Annotated in this window: 15 protein-coding genes; 10 read left to right on the top strand and 5 right to left on the bottom strand. The window is 33.6% G+C overall.

Going from position 1 to position 18,542, the window contains the following annotated elements:
• The first annotated feature begins 118 nt into the window (after nt 1–118).
• From recG to OPR35_RS05495, 3 genes are all read left to right on the top strand, one after another.
• Entirely contained in the window at nt 119–2,158 is a 2,040-nt protein-coding gene (recG, locus tag OPR35_RS05485; protein ID WP_052265032.1) for an ATP-dependent DNA helicase RecG, read from the top strand.
• Nucleotides 2,159–2,487: 329 nt separating this feature from the next.
• The gene (locus OPR35_RS05490) at nt 2,488–2,676 is read left to right on the top strand and encodes a hypothetical protein (RefSeq protein WP_007301926.1); all 189 of its coding nucleotides are present in this window, start codon (nt 2,488–2,490) and stop codon (nt 2,674–2,676) included.
• A gap of 288 nt (nt 2,677–2,964) precedes the next feature.
• On the top strand, nt 2,965–4,197 hold the full coding sequence (locus OPR35_RS05495; RefSeq protein ID WP_265024688.1) for an IS256 family transposase: 1,233 nt from the start codon (nt 2,965–2,967) through the stop codon (nt 4,195–4,197).
• Nucleotides 4,198–4,233: 36 nt separating this feature from the next.
• Here OPR35_RS05495 and ykgO read toward each other — a convergent pair whose 3' ends face one another.
• Together ykgO and OPR35_RS05505 are read right to left on the bottom strand one after the other, a co-directional pair.
• Entirely contained in the window at nt 4,234–4,362 is a 129-nt protein-coding gene (gene ykgO, locus OPR35_RS05500) for a type B 50S ribosomal protein L36 (RefSeq protein WP_006015378.1), read from the bottom strand.
• Nucleotides 4,363–4,423: 61 nt separating this feature from the next.
• Nucleotides 4,424–5,242, bottom strand: a complete 819-nt coding sequence (locus OPR35_RS05505; protein WP_019236612.1) for a pyruvate, water dikinase regulatory protein — start codon at nt 5,240–5,242, stop codon at nt 4,424–4,426.
• A gap of 142 nt (nt 5,243–5,384) precedes the next feature.
• Between OPR35_RS05505 and ccmC the strand changes: the two genes are divergently transcribed.
• The 4 genes from ccmC to guaA all read left to right on the top strand — a co-directional run bounded on the left by ccmC (nt 5,385) and on the right by guaA (nt 11,341).
• Nucleotides 5,385–6,095 carry a heme ABC transporter permease CcmC gene (gene ccmC / locus OPR35_RS05510; protein ID WP_007301928.1) on the top strand — a complete coding sequence of 237 codons (711 nt, stop codon included), beginning with the start codon at nt 5,385–5,387 and terminating at the stop codon, nt 6,093–6,095.
• Nucleotides 6,096–6,479: 384 nt separating this feature from the next.
• Nucleotides 6,480–7,520, top strand: a complete 1,041-nt coding sequence (locus tag OPR35_RS05515) for a hypothetical protein (protein ID WP_007301930.1) — start codon at nt 6,480–6,482, stop codon at nt 7,518–7,520.
• Between the two features lie 564 nt (nt 7,521–8,084).
• Entirely contained in the window at nt 8,085–9,551 is a 1,467-nt protein-coding gene (locus OPR35_RS05520; RefSeq protein WP_026097225.1) for a type II secretion system protein GspD, read from the top strand.
• 227 nt (nt 9,552–9,778) lie between these two features.
• On the top strand, nt 9,779–11,341 hold the full coding sequence (guaA, locus tag OPR35_RS05525; protein ID WP_052265035.1) for a glutamine-hydrolyzing GMP synthase: 1,563 nt from the start codon (nt 9,779–9,781) through the stop codon (nt 11,339–11,341).
• A 220-nt stretch (nt 11,342–11,561) separates the two neighbouring features.
• Here guaA and OPR35_RS05530 read toward each other — a convergent pair whose 3' ends face one another.
• Nucleotides 11,562–12,254 carry a TerC family protein gene (locus tag OPR35_RS05530; protein WP_265025029.1) on the bottom strand — a complete coding sequence of 231 codons (693 nt, stop codon included), beginning with the start codon at nt 12,252–12,254 and terminating at the stop codon, nt 11,562–11,564.
• A gap of 282 nt (nt 12,255–12,536) precedes the next feature.
• Here OPR35_RS05530 and OPR35_RS05535 point away from each other — a divergent pair, with 282 nt between their 5' ends.
• The 3 genes from OPR35_RS05535 (at nt 12,537) to lepA (ending at nt 16,899) form a co-directional block, all read left to right on the top strand.
• Entirely contained in the window at nt 12,537–13,913 is a 1,377-nt protein-coding gene (locus tag OPR35_RS05535) for a malonyl-CoA decarboxylase (RefSeq protein WP_019236618.1), read from the top strand.
• A gap of 85 nt (nt 13,914–13,998) precedes the next feature.
• Entirely contained in the window at nt 13,999–15,021 is a 1,023-nt protein-coding gene (locus tag OPR35_RS05540) for a hypothetical protein (RefSeq protein ID WP_019236619.1), read from the top strand.
• Between the two features lie 81 nt (nt 15,022–15,102).
• On the top strand, nt 15,103–16,899 hold the full coding sequence (gene lepA, locus OPR35_RS05545; protein WP_007301936.1) for a translation elongation factor 4: 1,797 nt from the start codon (nt 15,103–15,105) through the stop codon (nt 16,897–16,899).
• A 239-nt stretch (nt 16,900–17,138) separates the two neighbouring features.
• Here lepA and OPR35_RS05550 read toward each other — a convergent pair whose 3' ends face one another.
• The gene (locus tag OPR35_RS05550) at nt 17,139–18,011 is read right to left on the bottom strand and encodes a hypothetical protein (RefSeq protein ID WP_007301937.1); all 873 of its coding nucleotides are present in this window, start codon (nt 18,009–18,011) and stop codon (nt 17,139–17,141) included.
• Nucleotides 18,012–18,106: 95 nt separating this feature from the next.
• Nucleotides 18,107–18,478 carry a glutaredoxin gene (locus OPR35_RS05555; RefSeq protein ID WP_006015443.1) on the bottom strand — a complete coding sequence of 124 codons (372 nt, stop codon included), beginning with the start codon at nt 18,476–18,478 and terminating at the stop codon, nt 18,107–18,109.
• Between the last annotated feature and the right edge of the window lie 64 nt (nt 18,479–18,542).

Below are 18,542 nucleotides of genomic sequence, written 5' to 3' on the forward strand. Positions count from 1 at the left end.
ATAGTATAATAATACATAAAAATAGTTAATATGTCAATAATATACTTAACATAGACAGTCATAATAGGGTGACAGGATTTTAGTAAGGCTCTATTATGAATAAACGGTTTTACACAGTATGAATGTTGATGAGCAGTCAAGTGTGCTGACTTTTCTAAATAGTAAAATTGAGAATATACCAAAGTTTCATTCCGCAATATTGCCTAAACTTTGCGGTGGAGACAGAGTAATGGACTTGCTGTTTTATAGGCCGCTCAGTTATGTGGATAGAAGTAAATCACTACCTGATGCTCAAGTAGGAGAATTTACAACTTTTATGGCAAAAGTGTATGAGCACCAGCGCCCCACTGTTAGAGGTAGGCCATATAAAATAATCGTTGAAAGTGAAAGTCAGTATTTATTTATAGTTTTTTTTAATTACTCAGTTAAATATTTGTATAAATTATTTCCAGTTGGAACAGATATAGTAATCAGTGGTAAACTTGAAAAGTTTGCCGAACATTGGCAAATTACTCACCCAGATTATATGTTATCTGATATCAATCAATTTAAAGAAATAGCCTGCATAGAGCCAGTTTACCAATTATGTCGCGGTATTACTAACAAGAGCATTAGAAACATAATAAGTTCTAATCTAAAAGATTTGCCTGATTTGCCAGAGTGGATAGATGAAACATTAATCAAGCAAAAGAAATGGCTGAATTGGAAAGAAAGCATCATAAGATTGCACAGACCGAGCTCACTCGCAGAAGCAGAAGTTTGCAGAGAAAGACTTGCTTATGATGAGCTATTTGCGTACCAGTTGGCACTAAAGCTTGCAAGGGAAAATCATGTAAAAAAAGAGGGAAAAGAATTTATAATATTGAGTAAATACAAAGAGCAGGTCTTAAATGAATTACCGTTCCAATTAACAAATGATCAAATTCGAGCGATAGATGAAATCTCAGAAAGACAAAAATCCAGATACCGCATGGTAAGTCTGCTGCAAGGTGACGTTGGGAGTGGCAAAACTGTAGTTGCACTCTTTGCGATGCTGAATGTGGTAGAAAATAACATGCAAGCAGCTCTAATGGCACCAACTACTATCTTGGCTGAGCAACATTATAATTGGATCGAAGAAGCTCTATCTTGTACTGATATAAAAGTTGCTTTGCTTACCGGTAAAACTGCGCGCAAGGAAAGAAAGATTATTATGAACGAACTTGCAAGTGGTATTTTAAATATAGTAATTGGTACTCATGCATTATTTCAAGCTAACGTTACATTTAAAAATTTAGGACTCGCAGTCATAGACGAACAACAGCGATTTGGAGTGATACAGAGGAATCGGTTGGTAGGAAAAGGAGAAAATACCGATATACTTTTTGTTACTGCAACTCCCATTCCAAGAACCTTGCAGCAAGCTATGTATGGTGATGTTGAATGTTCTATTTTAAGGGAAAAACCAAAATCTAGATTGCCAATAAAAACCGTTATTATGAACGTTAAAAAAGTATCAGATATTATTCAAAGACTGAAAAATGCTATAAATAGAGGCGAAAAAGCATATTGGATTTGTCCATACATAGAAGAAAACGAAGAACTCAATATTGCCGCAGCAGAAATGCGCTTTCAGGAACTACAAAAGACATTTTTTGATAGAGTCGGAATAATACACGGAAAACTAACTCAAGAGCAGAAAGATCAAGTGATGTTTTCCTTCAAGAGAAATGAATTTTCTCTGCTTGTTGCAACCACTGTGATAGAAGTTGGCATAGATGTACCAGATGCAACTATTATGATTATAGAGAATGCAGAGCAGTTCGGGTTATCGCAATTACATCAGTTAAGAGGTAGAGTAGGACGAGGAAATAAACCGTCTTTTTGTGTACTGTTATATGACAATCTCAGTAAAAGTTCGTATTCAAAGTTAAAGATTATGTGTGAGTCACAAGATGGATTTTATATTGCTGAAAAGGATATGATGCTGAGGGGTAGCGGAGATATTCTAGGCACAAAACAATCAGGGTGCATGGAGTTTAAATTTGCTGATTTATATGAGGACAGAGAATTGCTCAACCTTGCATATAATAGTGCAAAAGGTACAATAGCTAATTTTGAATTACTGCTTGATATATTTGAATATAGAAGTAGACTACATTTTTCAAAATTTCAGTAATCTTCCAAGCCATAACCTTCATGAGTAGAAATTCCTTGACAGACGGGAGTATTTAACAAACCATATGCGTCAAGTTAAGGAAAAATAAGAGTGAAGAAGAAGTTTTTACCATAAGAATAAATTGTGCAGAGTTAATAGCAGGCCCTGTAAACAAAATGTTAGCAGGTCAAATTAATCAAGGGCAGGAAGTATAAAAATGGAAAAAAAGCGGTAACTTAGCCTAATGACAATAAATATATATATAGAAGGTACCGTTTTAAAGAGCACAAAAGGAATACACAGTAAAAGCGAGAAGAAGTTGAGAATATGTATGGAAGCAGTGTGGAGAAGTGGCTGCCAATGATCAAAAATTTACCACAATTACAGAAGTATACACAAGAGGTTTAAAAGGTGATGCAAAAAGGGAATTTTGGCAAAATGACTTAAGTATGCACAACAAGATTTGCATAATTGATGATCAGATGTCATTCATGCTCAGCCTATATATAGAAAAAATTCTCAAGCTCAAGAGGGCTTAGGGTGGAACTAAAATTCATGGACTTGTTGACGCACGTAATTAATTTCTTTTTTTTAAGTTAATTAATGTTAACAAGCCACGTCTGCCTGTAATCATGTTAATACCAAAATATAATGTAAGAGAAGAAATGGGCAGTGCTATGCAACAGTTTTTGTTTCTTTCTAACCATGCTTCCATATGAAAAACATATGACATAAAAAGGAAAACAAAAAGCTAAGAGGGAATGTTCAAAAAAGTGTGTCAAACCGAAAAAAAAGTAATAAATTGATATAAAAAATGGAGGTTTGATATGAGTCAAGCAAATAGAACTACTGGTTTGGTAGATTATAAAGAATTAGAAACAAATATCCTGTCATCTATACGAGAAGGAAGACCATTGACAGGAAGAGATGGAGCATTAACACCGTTTATAAAAAGGCTGCTAGAGGCAAGTCTGGAAGGTGAAATAGAAAGCCACATGTCAGCTAAAAGTGAAGAAAATAACCGAAGAAATGGAAGGAATGCAAAAACTTTACGTACAAGTTCAGGCTCATTTGAACTATTAACACCAAGAGACAGAGAAGGAAGCTTTGAACCGCAAATAGTCAAAAAAAGGCAAACAAGCCTACATCCAGAACTTGAAGCAAAGGTCTTAAGTACATACGCCAGTGGCATGGGATACAGAGACATAGCTTCACACGTTGAGGAAATATATGACCATAAAATATCAGCAGCAGAGATATCCAATATTACTGATAAACTGCTACCAATAATCAATGAATGGCGCAGCCGTCCATTGCAATCAGTGTATCCAATAGTGTTCATGGATGGCATGTTTTTTAAGGTCAAGGAGGACGGACATTGCGTAAGTAAATGCATGTATAATATATTGGGTATAAATCAAAATGGCAGAAAAGAAGTATTAGGTTTTTATCTGGCTGAAAGTGAGGGAGCTAACTTCTGGTTGGGAGTTTTAAATGACCTCAAAGAAAGAGGAGTAGAAGATATTCTGATTGCATGTGTAGATGGGCTAAAAAGCTTTCCTGCAGCCATCAACAGTGTATTTCCCAGTGCAGAAGTGCAGCTATGTATAGTACACCAAATAAGAAATTCTCTGAAATATGTATCCAGTAAAGATGTAAAAGTTTTCATGAATGATCTGAAAAAAATATATCGTGCTTCAAGTAAAGAAATTGCTGAGAATTATCTGCTTGAGCTGGAAGAAAAATGGGGAGAAAAGTATCCTTTAGTTATAAAATCCTGGCAGAACAATTGGGAAAACTTATCCAGTTATTTTAAGTATTCTGGGCCAGTTAGGAAGCTGATTTACACCACTAATCCAATTGAGGGGTTGCATAGACAAATCAGGAAATTTACTAAAACTAAGGGTTCATTTACTAGTACAAATGCCTTGTACAAACAGGTATATTGTGCTATAAAAAAGGTAGAGCAAAGGTGGATTATGGCTCTCCCTAATTGGGCTTTAACTATGTCTCAACTTGATATTTTCTTTCCAGATAGATTGAAAATTGAGTTGAACTAAAAATGCGGCTTGACACACTTTTTTGAACGTTCCCAGCTAAGAACCTTGACGCGCTTTACATCTTGGCTTTACCTTATTTATAATATAAACCTTACCACCCCTTTTCACAACTTTACAATTTTTATCTCTGTTACGATGAGATTTTAGCGATCCTTTAACTTTCATATCTACAGTAAGAATAGAATTACCTTACATTATTATCACTTACAGCGAGTTAGTCAATTGATTAAATTTTATTAAAATATTGTATAATTGTTGCTGATACTTCTTCGATCGACCTTTGCGTAACATCAATAATTGGCCAGTTATTTTGCTTAAAGAACTCCTCTGCTTCTTTAATTTCCTTTTCTACTTTTCTAGGGTCAGCATATATATTATTACCTTCATTATTAATTGAAGTCAGTCTATTTTTGCGTATTTCTATTAGCCTTCTTACGTCTATTGTTACTCCTATAGTCAGTTTATTTCTTAATTTTGCTAAGTCGACGTAAAAGGGTATCTCGCTAACAAAAGGAACATTTGCAACTTTATAGCCTCGGTAAGCTAAATACATACTAGTGGGAGATTTTGATGTGCGTGAAACTCCAACCAAAATTATATCGGCTTTATCAATATCTTGAATATTTTGTCCATCATCGTGATTGATGGTATAGTTTATTGCCTCAATACGCTGAAAATACTCGTTATTTATTTCAGTATACAGGTCAAGTTTTTCATCCTTTTCAATTTCAAGATAGGATGAGATTTCTCTAATAATATGTGATAATATTGCTCGATATGGAATTTTTAACTTGATACAATTATCTTTTAGATATTTTCTGAGCCCATCATCAGTAATAGTGCATATAACAAAGTTATGCTCATCACTTTTTCTCTCAATTTCCTCCAGAATTTTATCGATCTGCTCTTCTCCTTTTACAAAAGACCAAACATATTCGATAGTTTCTACAGAACGAAAATGTTTCAGGGCTGATTTTGCAACTGATATAACAGTTTCACCACTTGAATCTGACACTAAGTGTAGGTTAAGCTTTTTAAGGGTCATCAACGTTATACTAAAAATAATAGCAAGCAATCTGCTACTGAAATTGTGCTAATTTATTATACTACGTAAATATAGAAAAACTATCTTGTTGATAAAACTCAAACTAATTGATAAATTCTTAACACAATTATTCTCAAAACAAATGTTTTTATTAAAGCCTACAAATTTCACTTCTTTTACTAAAAAAGCTCTACCTTGGCTTGGGGTTATTTGTTTCGCATGTTTTTTAATTGGAATGTTCTTGGCATTATTCTTCTCCCCAGGAGATTATAAACAAGGAGAAATTGTACGAATTATGTATCTTCATGTGCCTTCTGCATGGCTTGCTCTTGGAATATACGGACTCATTGCATCACTCAGTTTCATTTCATTGGTGTGGAACAATAGCGTTGCTAGTGTTTTGGCACATGCTGCTGCTCCTGCAGGGACAGTCTTTTCGGCAATATGCTTAATCACAGGTAGCGTCTGGGGAAAAGGAACATGGGGTACTTGGTGGGTATGGGATGCAAGGCTTACTTCAATGCTGATTTTGTTCTTTCTGTATGTTGGTTATCTTTCATTGTGGAGCGCTTTTGATAATCAAGCAAGAGCAGAGAAATCATCAGCAGTATTTGCCATTTTTAGTGCTATAAATATTCCCATAGTAAAATTTTCTGTGAATTTATGGTCTACTCTTCATCAGCCAGCAAGTATTTTTAGAAAAGGTGGAGTAGCAATAGAAGGTTCTTTACTGCTGCCACTCATTGCAATGTTTATATTTTGTACCACACTTTTTTTAGTAGTGTGGATACTTAATGCCCTTCATTTAATTAATTTGCAGAAGATAAAGAGAGAAATCAGTATGCGGTATTAGGTATGCAGTTCCAGAGTGTAATGTTGTGAACAGCGACAGAGATTAAAATGTAGAGCAATCATCCATTAGCAAGTTCCAGAACTAATTACGTACAAACCACACTTCAAGATTATAGTGATTAATCACATGAAAGTAGAAGAATCATGACTCTCTAAGGTGAACTGTATGCAAAATTAGCAAAGATACGTTAGAAATTGAAAGAAAATTTCTATTGATAGATATGCTATATTTATAATTCAAGTTATTAAATTTTTAATTACTTTAGCTTATAATAGCTCCTAAGTTACCATGAAGTTTCTTGAAATGTGGTTTCTTTTACTCACATTAAATTTGTAGTTTTTTTATTTTAATACAATTTCAATTTTGACTGTAGAGGAGGTTCCGATGTCAAAAAACACCTATAGTGACCAAATTAATAATAGTTATTTATATAACAACAAACTTTTTTATGGTGAAGAGGATATAGATGAGATCACTGAAGGTGAAACTACGACTGAGAAGGAATTTACAAATAGTTCCGTAGTAAAAGAGGATTTTGAACTAGTAGAAAAGAAGCTTACGAAATGTGAAGAGGAAGTTAAGCGAGCAAAAGCAGAGACTGAGTGGTATAAAAAAATAGCTGAAGAATGTAAAAAAGGAAGTGGTACGGGCGAACCTGTTACCGATGAAGGAGAGAATGAAAATGGAGAAATTACATCTCGAAAAGTAACCTCAGATTGTTCCAAGTATGAAAATTGTGGGCCGTATTCTCATTTTTATAAAGTTGATAATAAGATAGGTTGTCAAGGTTTTAGTTCATCTGATTTACTAAAGGAATTATATCCTGAGATGTACAGTAATCCTAAGATTGCAAAATATATAGAAGAGGGAGCAAATGGTAATTATGGTGCAGTAAATTTTAAATTTGCCTTTACAGAGGATCTTAATTCAATATCCTGGCTTGGTAATATAGAATGTGAAAAATGTGTGGATGATCAAATAGAGTTAGCGTGTCAAGAAGAAGAGATTAAGAGTTTCTGTTACCCGAACGTTTACCATAGTAATCCAGAATTCAACAAAAGCTTTTTTTCCAGAGGAGCATGTCCTAATCTCTTTAGAGAGCCCAGTGAAACAAGTGTTGTAAAAGCAAAACAAGTTGCACCATTGATACTTGTTAATACCTTAGGACAAATGATAGATAAAGAGGGTAATAACACTAAAGTATACTATGATGCATTGAAGCGTTATCTAAATGATGATGGTAAAATCAAGGATTGTGGAGATAATCAAAAGTGTAAGGATTATATTCCAATTATGGAGAAAGTTGCATGGAATAGTGATAAGGAAGTACTATTAAAAACTGCTGTTAATAATACGCAAGAAGCAAATCCTTACTATTATGGAAATGAGGATAATTCTACTTCCGTTGAATTTGGTTCTATATAAGGCTGAATTTGTCTAATTTTTTCTACACTAGACACAATTTAGTCGTATCTGAACAAATACATAATCTATATAAAGAGGACGTAGGTACCATCTGTCCTTTTAAGGCATTTATGTCAATGATATGCGTAATCCATGATTTTAAACATGATGATCCTCCTAAGTAATACAAAAAAACTCAGAAAAATGTATATAGCTATGATAGAAGTTATCTATACATAAGTACAATATACTTTAACTAGAGATTATAAATTAATGAAGTTGAAAAGTCTGCAGACGAAGATAGATTTCGAGCTCTAGAATATCTTCACTATCAAAGTAACAAAGCTGTCAAAATTTGTCAAGTAATTTTTATCGCAACTGTACAAACATTGCACAGGACAAATTTAAAATGCTGTAAAATGGTGTCTGTTCAGACGCATGTGAAACCAGTGCTTCTTTTCATCCCACTTCCATGCGGCTAAACCCTTTTCATAATCTCCTATCTATCATTTCTTAAACCACTCCCCTGAACGGATACAATTAAATACATTTTTAACATTTTTATAGAAAACTATTAGTATAGATTTGTATGCTGCCCTCATGGCTATTTTAAAATGTTTAATACTCCTTTTCATTATTTCTTGCACACATTTACCTAACAAGCAACATTCTGTTAATATAGACAATTATAAGCACGATTATTCGTTGCAACAATATAATACTCCTTTGAAGAATAACGAACCAGCAATACCAGAAATGATACCTTTACCGGTAGAGTTTCCCGATCTTACAACCAGTAATCAGTTTCTTTCGATTAATGTTGATGAAAAAGTACCAGTAAAGGATTTACTGATTGAAATAGGAAAACTTTCTGACATTAACTTAGACATAGATCCCAAAATATCAGGTAATATTACTTTAAAGCTAAAAGATAAGAACATAAACGAAGTAATTCAGAATATAGCCAACAGCGCCAAATTGCGTTACTCAATGAATAATGGTGTAATTAGAATTGAACAAGATTTGCCATATGCACAAAATTATTACGTAGACTTCATCAATATTCAACACTCTGCTCAAAGCAATTTTGTCGTTAGTGGCAATGTTACAAGCAGCGATGCTGACAGGAATGTTAGAAAGTCTCAATATAGCAGTGACTTATGGAGTTCATTAGAAAAAGGCTTAAATGCAATAATGGATGTTAATGGAGTGGATGATGGTGAATTTCTTTCATCCAACAGAGAAGCTGGTGTCATTATTCTAAATGCTAGAAAAGATATTCACAAAGCTGTTGAAGAATATATTAATAAAGTTAAGAAATTGGCGTCTTCTCAAGTAATGATCGAGGCCAAAATAGTTGAAGTTGTATTAGACGATAAATACCTTTCTGGTATCAACTTAAATGATTTGCATAATGAAACAAAATCTATAACAAATCAAGATAGTTCCATTACTAGCCTGGTAATGAACTCTGATTTAGAAAATTTAGTAAAAACTTTAGACAAGTTTGGCACTTCAACCGTAATTTCAAGCCCTAGAGTACATGCTATAAATAATCAGCAAGCAATGATTTCATTTACTAAAAACCATATCTATTTTACTTCCGATATACAGAAAGATACCGGAAACTCCAATCATGCCTTAATTACCAAGATGAATAGCACTCCAATAGGTGTGGTGTTAATAATCCACCCAAGCATTAACATTGATACTAACGAAATATTTATGGATATACACCCAACCTTATCAAGAATTAACAATTACACTAAAGACCCAAATATAGAATATGTCGCACAACAGAATAAAATGAAATTAAATAGTGACATTCCAATTATTGAAACCAGAGAAATGCACTCTACGTTAAAAATTAAGAGCGGCGAAGTTATGGTAATTGGTGGGCTTATAGAGCATAGAAAAGATAACCAAAACTTATTGCATCAAAAGTCAAAAAAACTGGCTAAGACAGTAGAAACCGTCATCTTCCTGAAAGCAACAATCGTACCAACACTTGGTTTATTAGATATAAAAGATAGGAATTTATATATATATTAAACGTATCCGTTCAGGCAATGGCATCAACTTAAGGAAAGATGTTGGGGTTGCTATTATGATAAGAAGAGAGTATCAGAATGATAATTAAGACAGCTTAATCATAAATCTGTTGCAGTAAATTTAAGTTACTTTAGTCATATATTAAAGTTTTTAAACAGGTCTTAGTTTACTTACTTTATTGTTTTCTTTATTATCAAATATTGCTTTAAATAATATGGAGGAGCACATTGTCAGCAATTGCCGTTATTGATTTTGGTTCACAGTTTACACAGCTTATTGCAAGACAAATCAGGGAAATGGGCGTTTACTGTGAAATATTTCCAAGCAATATCGATTTCGAAACAGTATCAAAATTCAATGGATTTATTTTTTCTGGAGGACCGCAATCTGTAAATGACAATTGCTCTGAAGTAAGTGAAGTAGCACATAAAATTATAAAACTTAACGAAACAATAAACACTCCTATACTTGGAATATGTTATGGACAGCAACTCATTTGTCATTATTTCGGGGCAAAGGTAAGAAAAGAATTCAATCAGGAATTTGGCAAAACTAAAATCAAGATACTAAAAGAATCCCCAATTATAAAGGATACTTGGGACGTTAATTCCGAAGTCGATGTGCTAATGAACCATGCAGACAGTGTCGAAACTATACCGCAAGGATTTACTGCTATTGCCTCAGGTATAATAAATCAAACAATCGCAATAATTGCCAACGAACAGCGGAAGATTTACTGCACTCAGTTCCATCCTGAAGTTAAGCCTACGACAAATGGTAGTAAACTTCTCTCTAATTTCTTAGATATTGCAAATTGTGAGAGAGATTGGACAATGAAGTCATTCATTGAAAAACAGAAGGAAAAAATTCAAAACTTAGTAGGGGAGAAAAAAGTAATTGCTGCAGTAAGTGGGGGGGTTGATTCAAGTGTTGCAGCAGTTCTTACACACAAAGCTATAGGAAAACAATTAAACTGTATTTTTATCGATACTGGGTTATTGCGTAAGAGCCAGACCACTGCTATGTTAAAAGAAATTCCAATAAATTACGTTGATAAATCAAACTTGTTTTTAAGTAGGTTAAAGGGAATAACTGATCCGGAAGAAAAGCGAAAAATTATCGGCAATACTTTTATCGAAGTATTTGAAGAAGAGGCAAAAAAAATAGGTGATGTGGATTTTTTAATGCAAGGCACCATTTACTCTGATGTAGTTGAATCAGGGCACGCTTCAGGAAACACTAGTACAATTAAATCTCATCACAATGTTGGTGGGTTGCCAGAAAAAATGAATCTGAAATTAGTAGAACCTTTACGCTATCTCTTTAAAGATGAAGTAAGGCTGCTTGGCAAAGAAATTGGGCTTTCAGATGAGATAATATTTCAACATCCATTTCCTGGGCCTGGACTTGCAGTGAGGATCATAGGTGAGGTTGATGAAGAAAAGGTACGAATATTGCAAGAAGTAGATGAAATATATATCAACACAATGAAAAATTATGATCTGTATGATAAAATATGGCAGGCTTTTGCTGTACTGTTACCAGTAAAAACTGTGGGAGTTATGGGAGATAATCGTACATACGGATATGTTTGCGCTTTAAGGGCTGTGACTTCATCTGATGGCATGACAGCTGATGCATTTCCATTTGAAAATAAAGATCAACATTCGTTAGTATTTTGGAGGTTTTTGCAAGACGTCAGTAGTATAATTGTTAACAAAGTTTCCGGAGTAAATCGAGTTGTGTATGATTTAACTTCCAAGCCACCAGCAACTATTGAGTGGGAGTAGCAATAATTTCATTCCAGTTTCAGCTACTCGAATCACACCAAAGAGGCTGGTTGCATAACTCAAATTTTAAGGAAAACTATTTAATGTCATTCCAGCGCGTAACGCTGGAATCCAGAAAAAAAGAACCAGTGTCAGCTACTCGGATGACATCGAAATGTTCGTACAGATATTCGTCACACACCGGAATAAAAATTAGACTTTTGCCTTGTGCAAAATAATTTCAAGGCCGCATTGTCTTTATTTTGCTTATAGCTTCCACAAGCACTGCAAACATAAATGAAGAATACAAATATGCTTTTGGTAGTTCTATGTGAAGCCCTTCAAGTGTTAGATATACACCGACGAGTAAAATAAATAGAATGGCAATTACTTTTAAGCTTGGGTTGGATTTTATTACCTGAGCGGTATAATTTGATGAAAATAGCATCGCTAATATGGAAAATGTAAATGCTATGGCAATGATTATCATATTGTGAGTTAATGCTATGGCAGTTAATATTGAATCAACCGAAAAAACTAAGTCTATTAATATAATTTGTAGCACAACTAAAAAAAATTGTGATTTAACATTTGCCTTTGTTTTGTTCTCCTTATGTACAAAAATTTCGCTCCATAACTCTATAGAACTTTTAACAATAAGGAATAACCCTCCTGCAATCATAAGTAAATCCTTTACTGAGATATCTAGCGATACAGCGTGAAATATAGGCTTTTGCATTGATAGTATATATGATGTAAAAAATAGTATTACAAAACGCATCAATAGCGCTAAGCCAAAACCTATAAGGCGGGCTCTTTCTCTCAGCAGATTTGGCACCTTATCTATTGCTAGAGAAATAAAGATTAAATTGTTTATACCAAGTATAGTTTCAAGTAGCGTAATTATCAATAAAGTCCAAGCATCAGCTAGCATTTTCATTCCAAAGTCAGATTTTGTACTTTACAATAGATGTGTAAAAATTAAGTAACTTCGACTAGGTAATTAAAAAATCAGCCTTACCCGGAAAAGAAAGAGGCAAAAGGGCATTTTTATAATAAAAGTACTTTTGTAAGAGAAATAATGAAATTAAAAATATAACTCTCTTTACGAAAATTTTAAATAGATTGTAAAATAGTTGTACCATGAAAATATATGCCTTCTTTATAGACTAAGATTTTTCTTTAAATTAAGATAGATACACGATAAAAGGAACATATGACAAAAGAATCATTAGCAAAAACTGATATAGTAAAAGTTGAAGATAAGAAAGCAACAAAGGGATTTTTTAAAATATTAGGTGAAGTAGCAGATGCTGTAAGGTCATGGGTTGGCAATATTGGCCCTGATTTAAGTAGTAGTCGCGATGTCGATAGTTTAGTCTTGAAGATGAACGAATGCTTAAACCCAAAGGGGGGTGAAGTCTCAGCACGTAAGAACACCGTATCTCTTGGTAATTTGTACTTGAGTTTATCAGAGGCAGGTCAAATAAAATTTTTACAAACCCTGGCAGAAAAGTTCAATCCGGATAAAACGAAAATAGATGAAGAAATGAAAGTATATAAGAAAAATCAAGATTCTGAGTCGAGCTATAAGTTTGAACAAGACTTAATAAAAGTCCTTGAATCACCACGCTCTAAAATATTGAAGCAGTTTATCTCCTTACCGGAGGGCCTTAAGTTTATTGTTGATATGCGTTCTGATGTACTCAAGCTGAAGAATCAATATAAAAGTCTAAGTCCACTAGAAAACGAATTAAAAAGTATACTTTGTACTTTGGTTGATGTTGATCTACTTGATCTTCATCAAATCACCTGGGATTCACCTGCATCATTGTTGGAAAAACTTATAAAATATGAAGCTGTACATAAAATTTCCTCTTGGGGTGACTTAAAAAACAGACTAGATTCTGATCATCTCTGTTTTGCTTTCTTTCATTACAAAATACCAAATGAACCTTTAATTTTTGTAGAGGTTGCACTGATGAATGAGATTGCAGATAGTATTCAACACGTTTTGGACGAGTCAGTTCCTTCAAGTGACCCAAGCAGTGCAAGTACTGCTATATTCTATTCAATATCAAACACTCAAACTGGTTTATCTGGAATTAGCCTCGGTAACTTTTTAATAAAGAGAGTCGTAGAAAAACTATCGCAAGAATTTAAAAGCGTAAAAGTGTATGCAACTCTTTCTCCAGTTCCTGGATTTACAAAATGGCTAAAAAATCAAGACGTAGCTTTATTAGGTAAGCTTAATATAAAACAATCAGGTACAGAAATTTTAGAAAGCATAAAAACTAACATTGAATGCGAAAAACAGTCCCTACTGAAACTTTGTGCACATTATTTGCTAAAGGTTAAAAGCAGTGGTGGAGGTGCTTATGATCCAGTAGCACACTTTCATTTAAGCAATGGTGCATCAATCAAACAAATCAACTGGATGGCTGATACTTCTGAAAAAGGCATTAGTCAGTCAGCCGGAATAATGGTGAATTATCTGTATGAGCTGCCTAAAATAGATAACAATCATGAGAATTATATGATTAATAAAGTGATTTCTCATTCAAAAAAAGTGTCAGCTATGTTAAAGGAATAATAGGAAGTGCGCAAGCATATAGAAAGTGCTAACATTCCCTAATGTTTATGTATATAATATTAAATAGTTTTATGAGGTAAAATGTATGAATAGTGATGAATTAGAAGAATTAAAGAAACTAAAACAAAAGATACAAGATGCAGTAGCACATAAAAAATTGTATGGTGTATTATTTGCAGATTCTAAAGAGATAGAGTTATTCAATAATTGTATTAGCAGTATTAAAAGTAATGGAATAGGCAAAGAGGAATCAAATGAATTGATAACCATTTATAAAGGACTTAATTCAATATTTGATAACATTAGTTCTGACTGGGATGGCAATAAGGGTAGCCTAAATGCTCAAAAAATTATTGTACATTATCAAAACTTAGAGTCTATCTTAAAGATAGTAAACATAATTAAAGAATTGAAGACAAGATTGGGCCAAGCATTCGTGATCTTCGACTTTGATGAATCCGGGTTAATCCAGGATATCGAATCACTCCAAAAAAAAATGAAAGAAGTGCTAGAAAACATGCAACAACAAGAACAAAGTGCAGCAAGGAAAAAAGAGTTAGAAGAGAAAGCTAAAGCAGAGTTTAGCAAGTATATAGAAAACGGCACTATTGATGCGATGTCAATCAAAAGGGATAGTAATTCAGATCTTCTTTATACAATAATTAAGCTAAAAGAAGACAATAAAAGCACAGATATTAAAGTAAGCGAATTTTTAAATAGTGATTTTTGTAAAGAAAACAATATTGCCGGTTTTCTTCTTTCAAGTGGAGATCAAAAAGAATTTATCAGTGGTAAAATACATGAGGGGATTAGATATTATCATATAGGTACCACAGTTCAATATGGAATAAAGTTTAACTGGTATGTAGACGGAAAGGAATGTAGCATTACATTAGGTGCTAACAGTGATGATAGTATTAGAATAATAAGTGATAGACCAACTGATGCGGATTTAGAAAAAAATAAAGATGTAAAGATTAAAGTTGGTGATGCTTACCTAAGCCTTGCTGATGCAGTAAAAACGTGTAGACAGCAAGAAGATCCAAGTAGCACAGTGAAGCAAGCATCAGCTAATGAGCATTGCCGTCCATTGGCAAGGACAGCTTAATGTTTTTAGCAAAGAGAGATATAAGTAATTGCTCTTGTAATACTTAAAATGTAAAATAGATCTACTTAAATAAGTAGATCTATGAACAATATAAGAAATTTTGCAATAATAGCACATATAGATCATGGGAAGTCAACTCTTGCTGATCGTTTGATAGAAGAATGTAACGGTCTTGAGACAAGGGAAATGACCAATCAGGTACTTGACTCAATGGATATAGAGCGTGAACGCGGAATCACAATCAAAGCACAAACGGTAAGACTCAATTACACTGCAAATAATGGTAATAAATATTGCCTCAACCTCATGGACACACCAGGTCATGTTGACTTTTCATATGAAGTCAGCCGAAGCTTAGCCGCATGTGAAGGCTCACTTTTGGTAGTAGATAGCAGCCAAGGAGTTGAAGCTCAGACTCTGGCAAATGTCTACAAGGCAATTGACAATAATCATGAGATAATAGTTGTGCTTAATAAAGTCGATCTTCCTGCTGCAGATCCAGAAAGGATAAAGCTTCAGATTGAAGAGGTAATCGGAATTGATGCAACTGAGTCAATTTTGATATCGGCAAAAACTGGTCTTGGGATAAAGGATGTACTTGAAGCTATAGTGACAAAACTTCCCGCTCCTCAAGGTGATACAAATGCTCCACTGCAAGCAATTTTAGTTGATAGTTGGTATGATCCTTACCTAGGAGTAGTAATTTTAGTGCGAGTTAAAAATGGAGTACTAAAAAAAGGCATGAGAATCGTTATGATGTCTAATAATGCTACATATCAGGTCGATAATATCGGTATTTTCACTCCTAAAAAAGTTATGACTGGTGAACTTTCAGCAGGTGAAGTTGGTTTTATAACTGCTTCAATGAAAGAAGTAGCAGACTGCAAAGTAGGAGACACTATTACTGAAGAGAAAAGGCCGTGCAGCAAGGCATTACCTGGCTTTAAAGAAGTACATCCTGTAGTATTTTGCAGTATTTTTCCCAATAACACAGATGATTTTAAATATTTAAGGGAAGCACTAGAAAAATTACATTTAAATGATGCTAGTTTTACATTTGATGCTGAAACGTCAAATGCCCTAGGTTATGGATTTCGTTGCGGTTTCTTAGGAATGCTACATCTTGAAGTCATTCAAGAAAGACTCGAAAGAGAATTTGATTTAGATCTAACAGCAACTGCACCGAGTGTTATATATAAAGTTGAAACACAAAATGGTAAAGTTTTAAATATCCATAACCCAAGCGATATGCCAGACCCTACAAAAATTGAAATAGTGGAAGAACCGTGGATCACTGCAACTATAATGGTACCTGATCAATATTTAGGAGAGATTCTATCTCTGTGTGAAGAGAGGAGAGGAGAACAGCAGGATTTATCTTATGTTGGTAATACGACAACAGCACTACTGAAGTATAAATTACCGCTGTCTGAGGTTGTTTTTGATTTTTACGATAGACTAAAATCAATTTCCAAGGGATATGCAAGTTTAGATTGGGAAATATCCGATTATCAGGAAAGTCAGATAGATAAATTAAGTTTTTTAGTTAATGGAGAACCTGTGGATGCGTTAGCCTGCATTGTTCATAAAAGCAGGGCAGAAAAAAGAGGCCGTGAAATATGTGCACGTTTGAAAGACTTGATACCACGCCAGCAATATAAAATCGCGATTCAAGCGGCAGTAGGCGGAAAAATTATTGCTAGAGAAACGATTAACCCGTATAGAAAAGATGTAACAGCCAAGCTCTATGGTGGAGACGTTACACGAAGGATGAAGCTGCTTGAAAAGCAGAAGAAAGGTAAGAAAAGATTGCATTCTGTAGGAAACATAAACATCCCACAAAATGCTTTTATTGAGGCTTTGAAAATAAATGATTAATATATATTCAAAAACATAAATTTAAAGAACTAAGTGATATTTTCTCAATAAATTTACTGACATTGATATGGGTAAATTTGAAATAGCTATGTGAATTTGTAAAACACTATATAAGATACCATACAACGAAATCATCCCAGTGTTAAACGCTGGGATGACAGAGAGCAGCTCAATTGCTCCACTCAATCAGTAAAAATCAGATATATGTAGACATTGGCTAAAACCATTCCAACAACATTTTAGTGAAACTTAACAAGCTTATCTATAGTTTTAGTGATGATTCTTGGAGTATTTGGAGAGACTTCTGAGCCCAGTCTATTTAACCGCTCTATAGCAAACCCGCTGTTCTCATTTATTATGAAATCACATAAAATATTTTCTATATCTTTAATAACACTTTCATGCTTTCTCAGAGGATGGTTATTCGGATATCTATGAATGGTTTTGATGCTAGAATACTCAACGAAAGCTTGATCTTTAAAAGCAAGTTGTCTCAATTTCTCTTTGAATTTTTCTTCTTCATCTCTTGCTAAAAGGCAAGACTTTATCAGCGATTTTATAATCGAGTTTATAGCCTGATGTATTTCAGAATGCACTATAACTTTGATGATATTTTCTTCCACTATGCAATCATAAGTGCTTTTTTCGCTCTTTAATGACTCTATAAGCATTTTGCTATTTTGCGAATTCAATTCCAGATTCTCTTCACTTATAGGAGTCATTATAAAGGTATTCTTATTTACCCTGATGTAAAATTGTGGCAACCCTTTAGAACAGGCAAATGCTACATCCTTAGACTCAAGTGCGTGATTGTATGAAGAAGAAAGGGTGCTTGCTATAACGCTACTTGGTACTTTCATTCCATGATTACTTAGGTGATTTAACACATTCTCAACATCATGATATGTAAAACCTGTATCTTTTATCAATTCAACAACTTCTATGCAATTGTGTTGTTTATACTCTATTGTCACTTCTTCTGTAAAAAGAGTTTTAGCTGCTATATGCTTATCAAGCACTGTGAAAATCTTGATGAAACTCTCTAAATCTTGTTTGTTAATTAATTCAATACTAATTAAGTTTTTGCTAACAATTATAATATTTTTTATCATTTTTTCCCACTAAAAAAACTCACTAGATGAATTGTATTTTTAATTCATTAAAAATTGTTTAAAGTGGGTATGCCAGCAACAGTAAGACAAAAAAATCACATAAAATCTTCATTATGTATTATATTACATCCCTCGTGTTCATCACTGCCGCTTGTGTAAGCTGTTGCATTAATGCTATCTTCATTGTTATTTAACATATTATCCAACTTTCCTTCTTTTTCAAGATCCATCAATTTGTCACATCCAGCAATATGATGTACATAATCACCATTTTCATCAGTAATAAAAATTTGTGGAACTGTCCTGACGTTATATTTTGATTTTATACCGTCAAACAAATCCGAGTTTCTAAGTACATCAATTTCTTCGTATTTCACACCTTTTTCATCCAATAACTCTTTTGCTTTCTTGCAGAATGGGCAGTACTTCTTCACATATATTACAACTTTTCCTTTAGTGTTTTTCACGATTTATCTCCATAGTTCATAAAATACAACTATTATATATAAAAAATATATATAAAATATCAAA

This window comes from Wolbachia endosymbiont (group B) of Protocalliphora azurea (genome assembly GCF_947251865.1).
GTDB lineage: Bacteria > Pseudomonadota > Alphaproteobacteria > Rickettsiales > Anaplasmataceae > Wolbachia.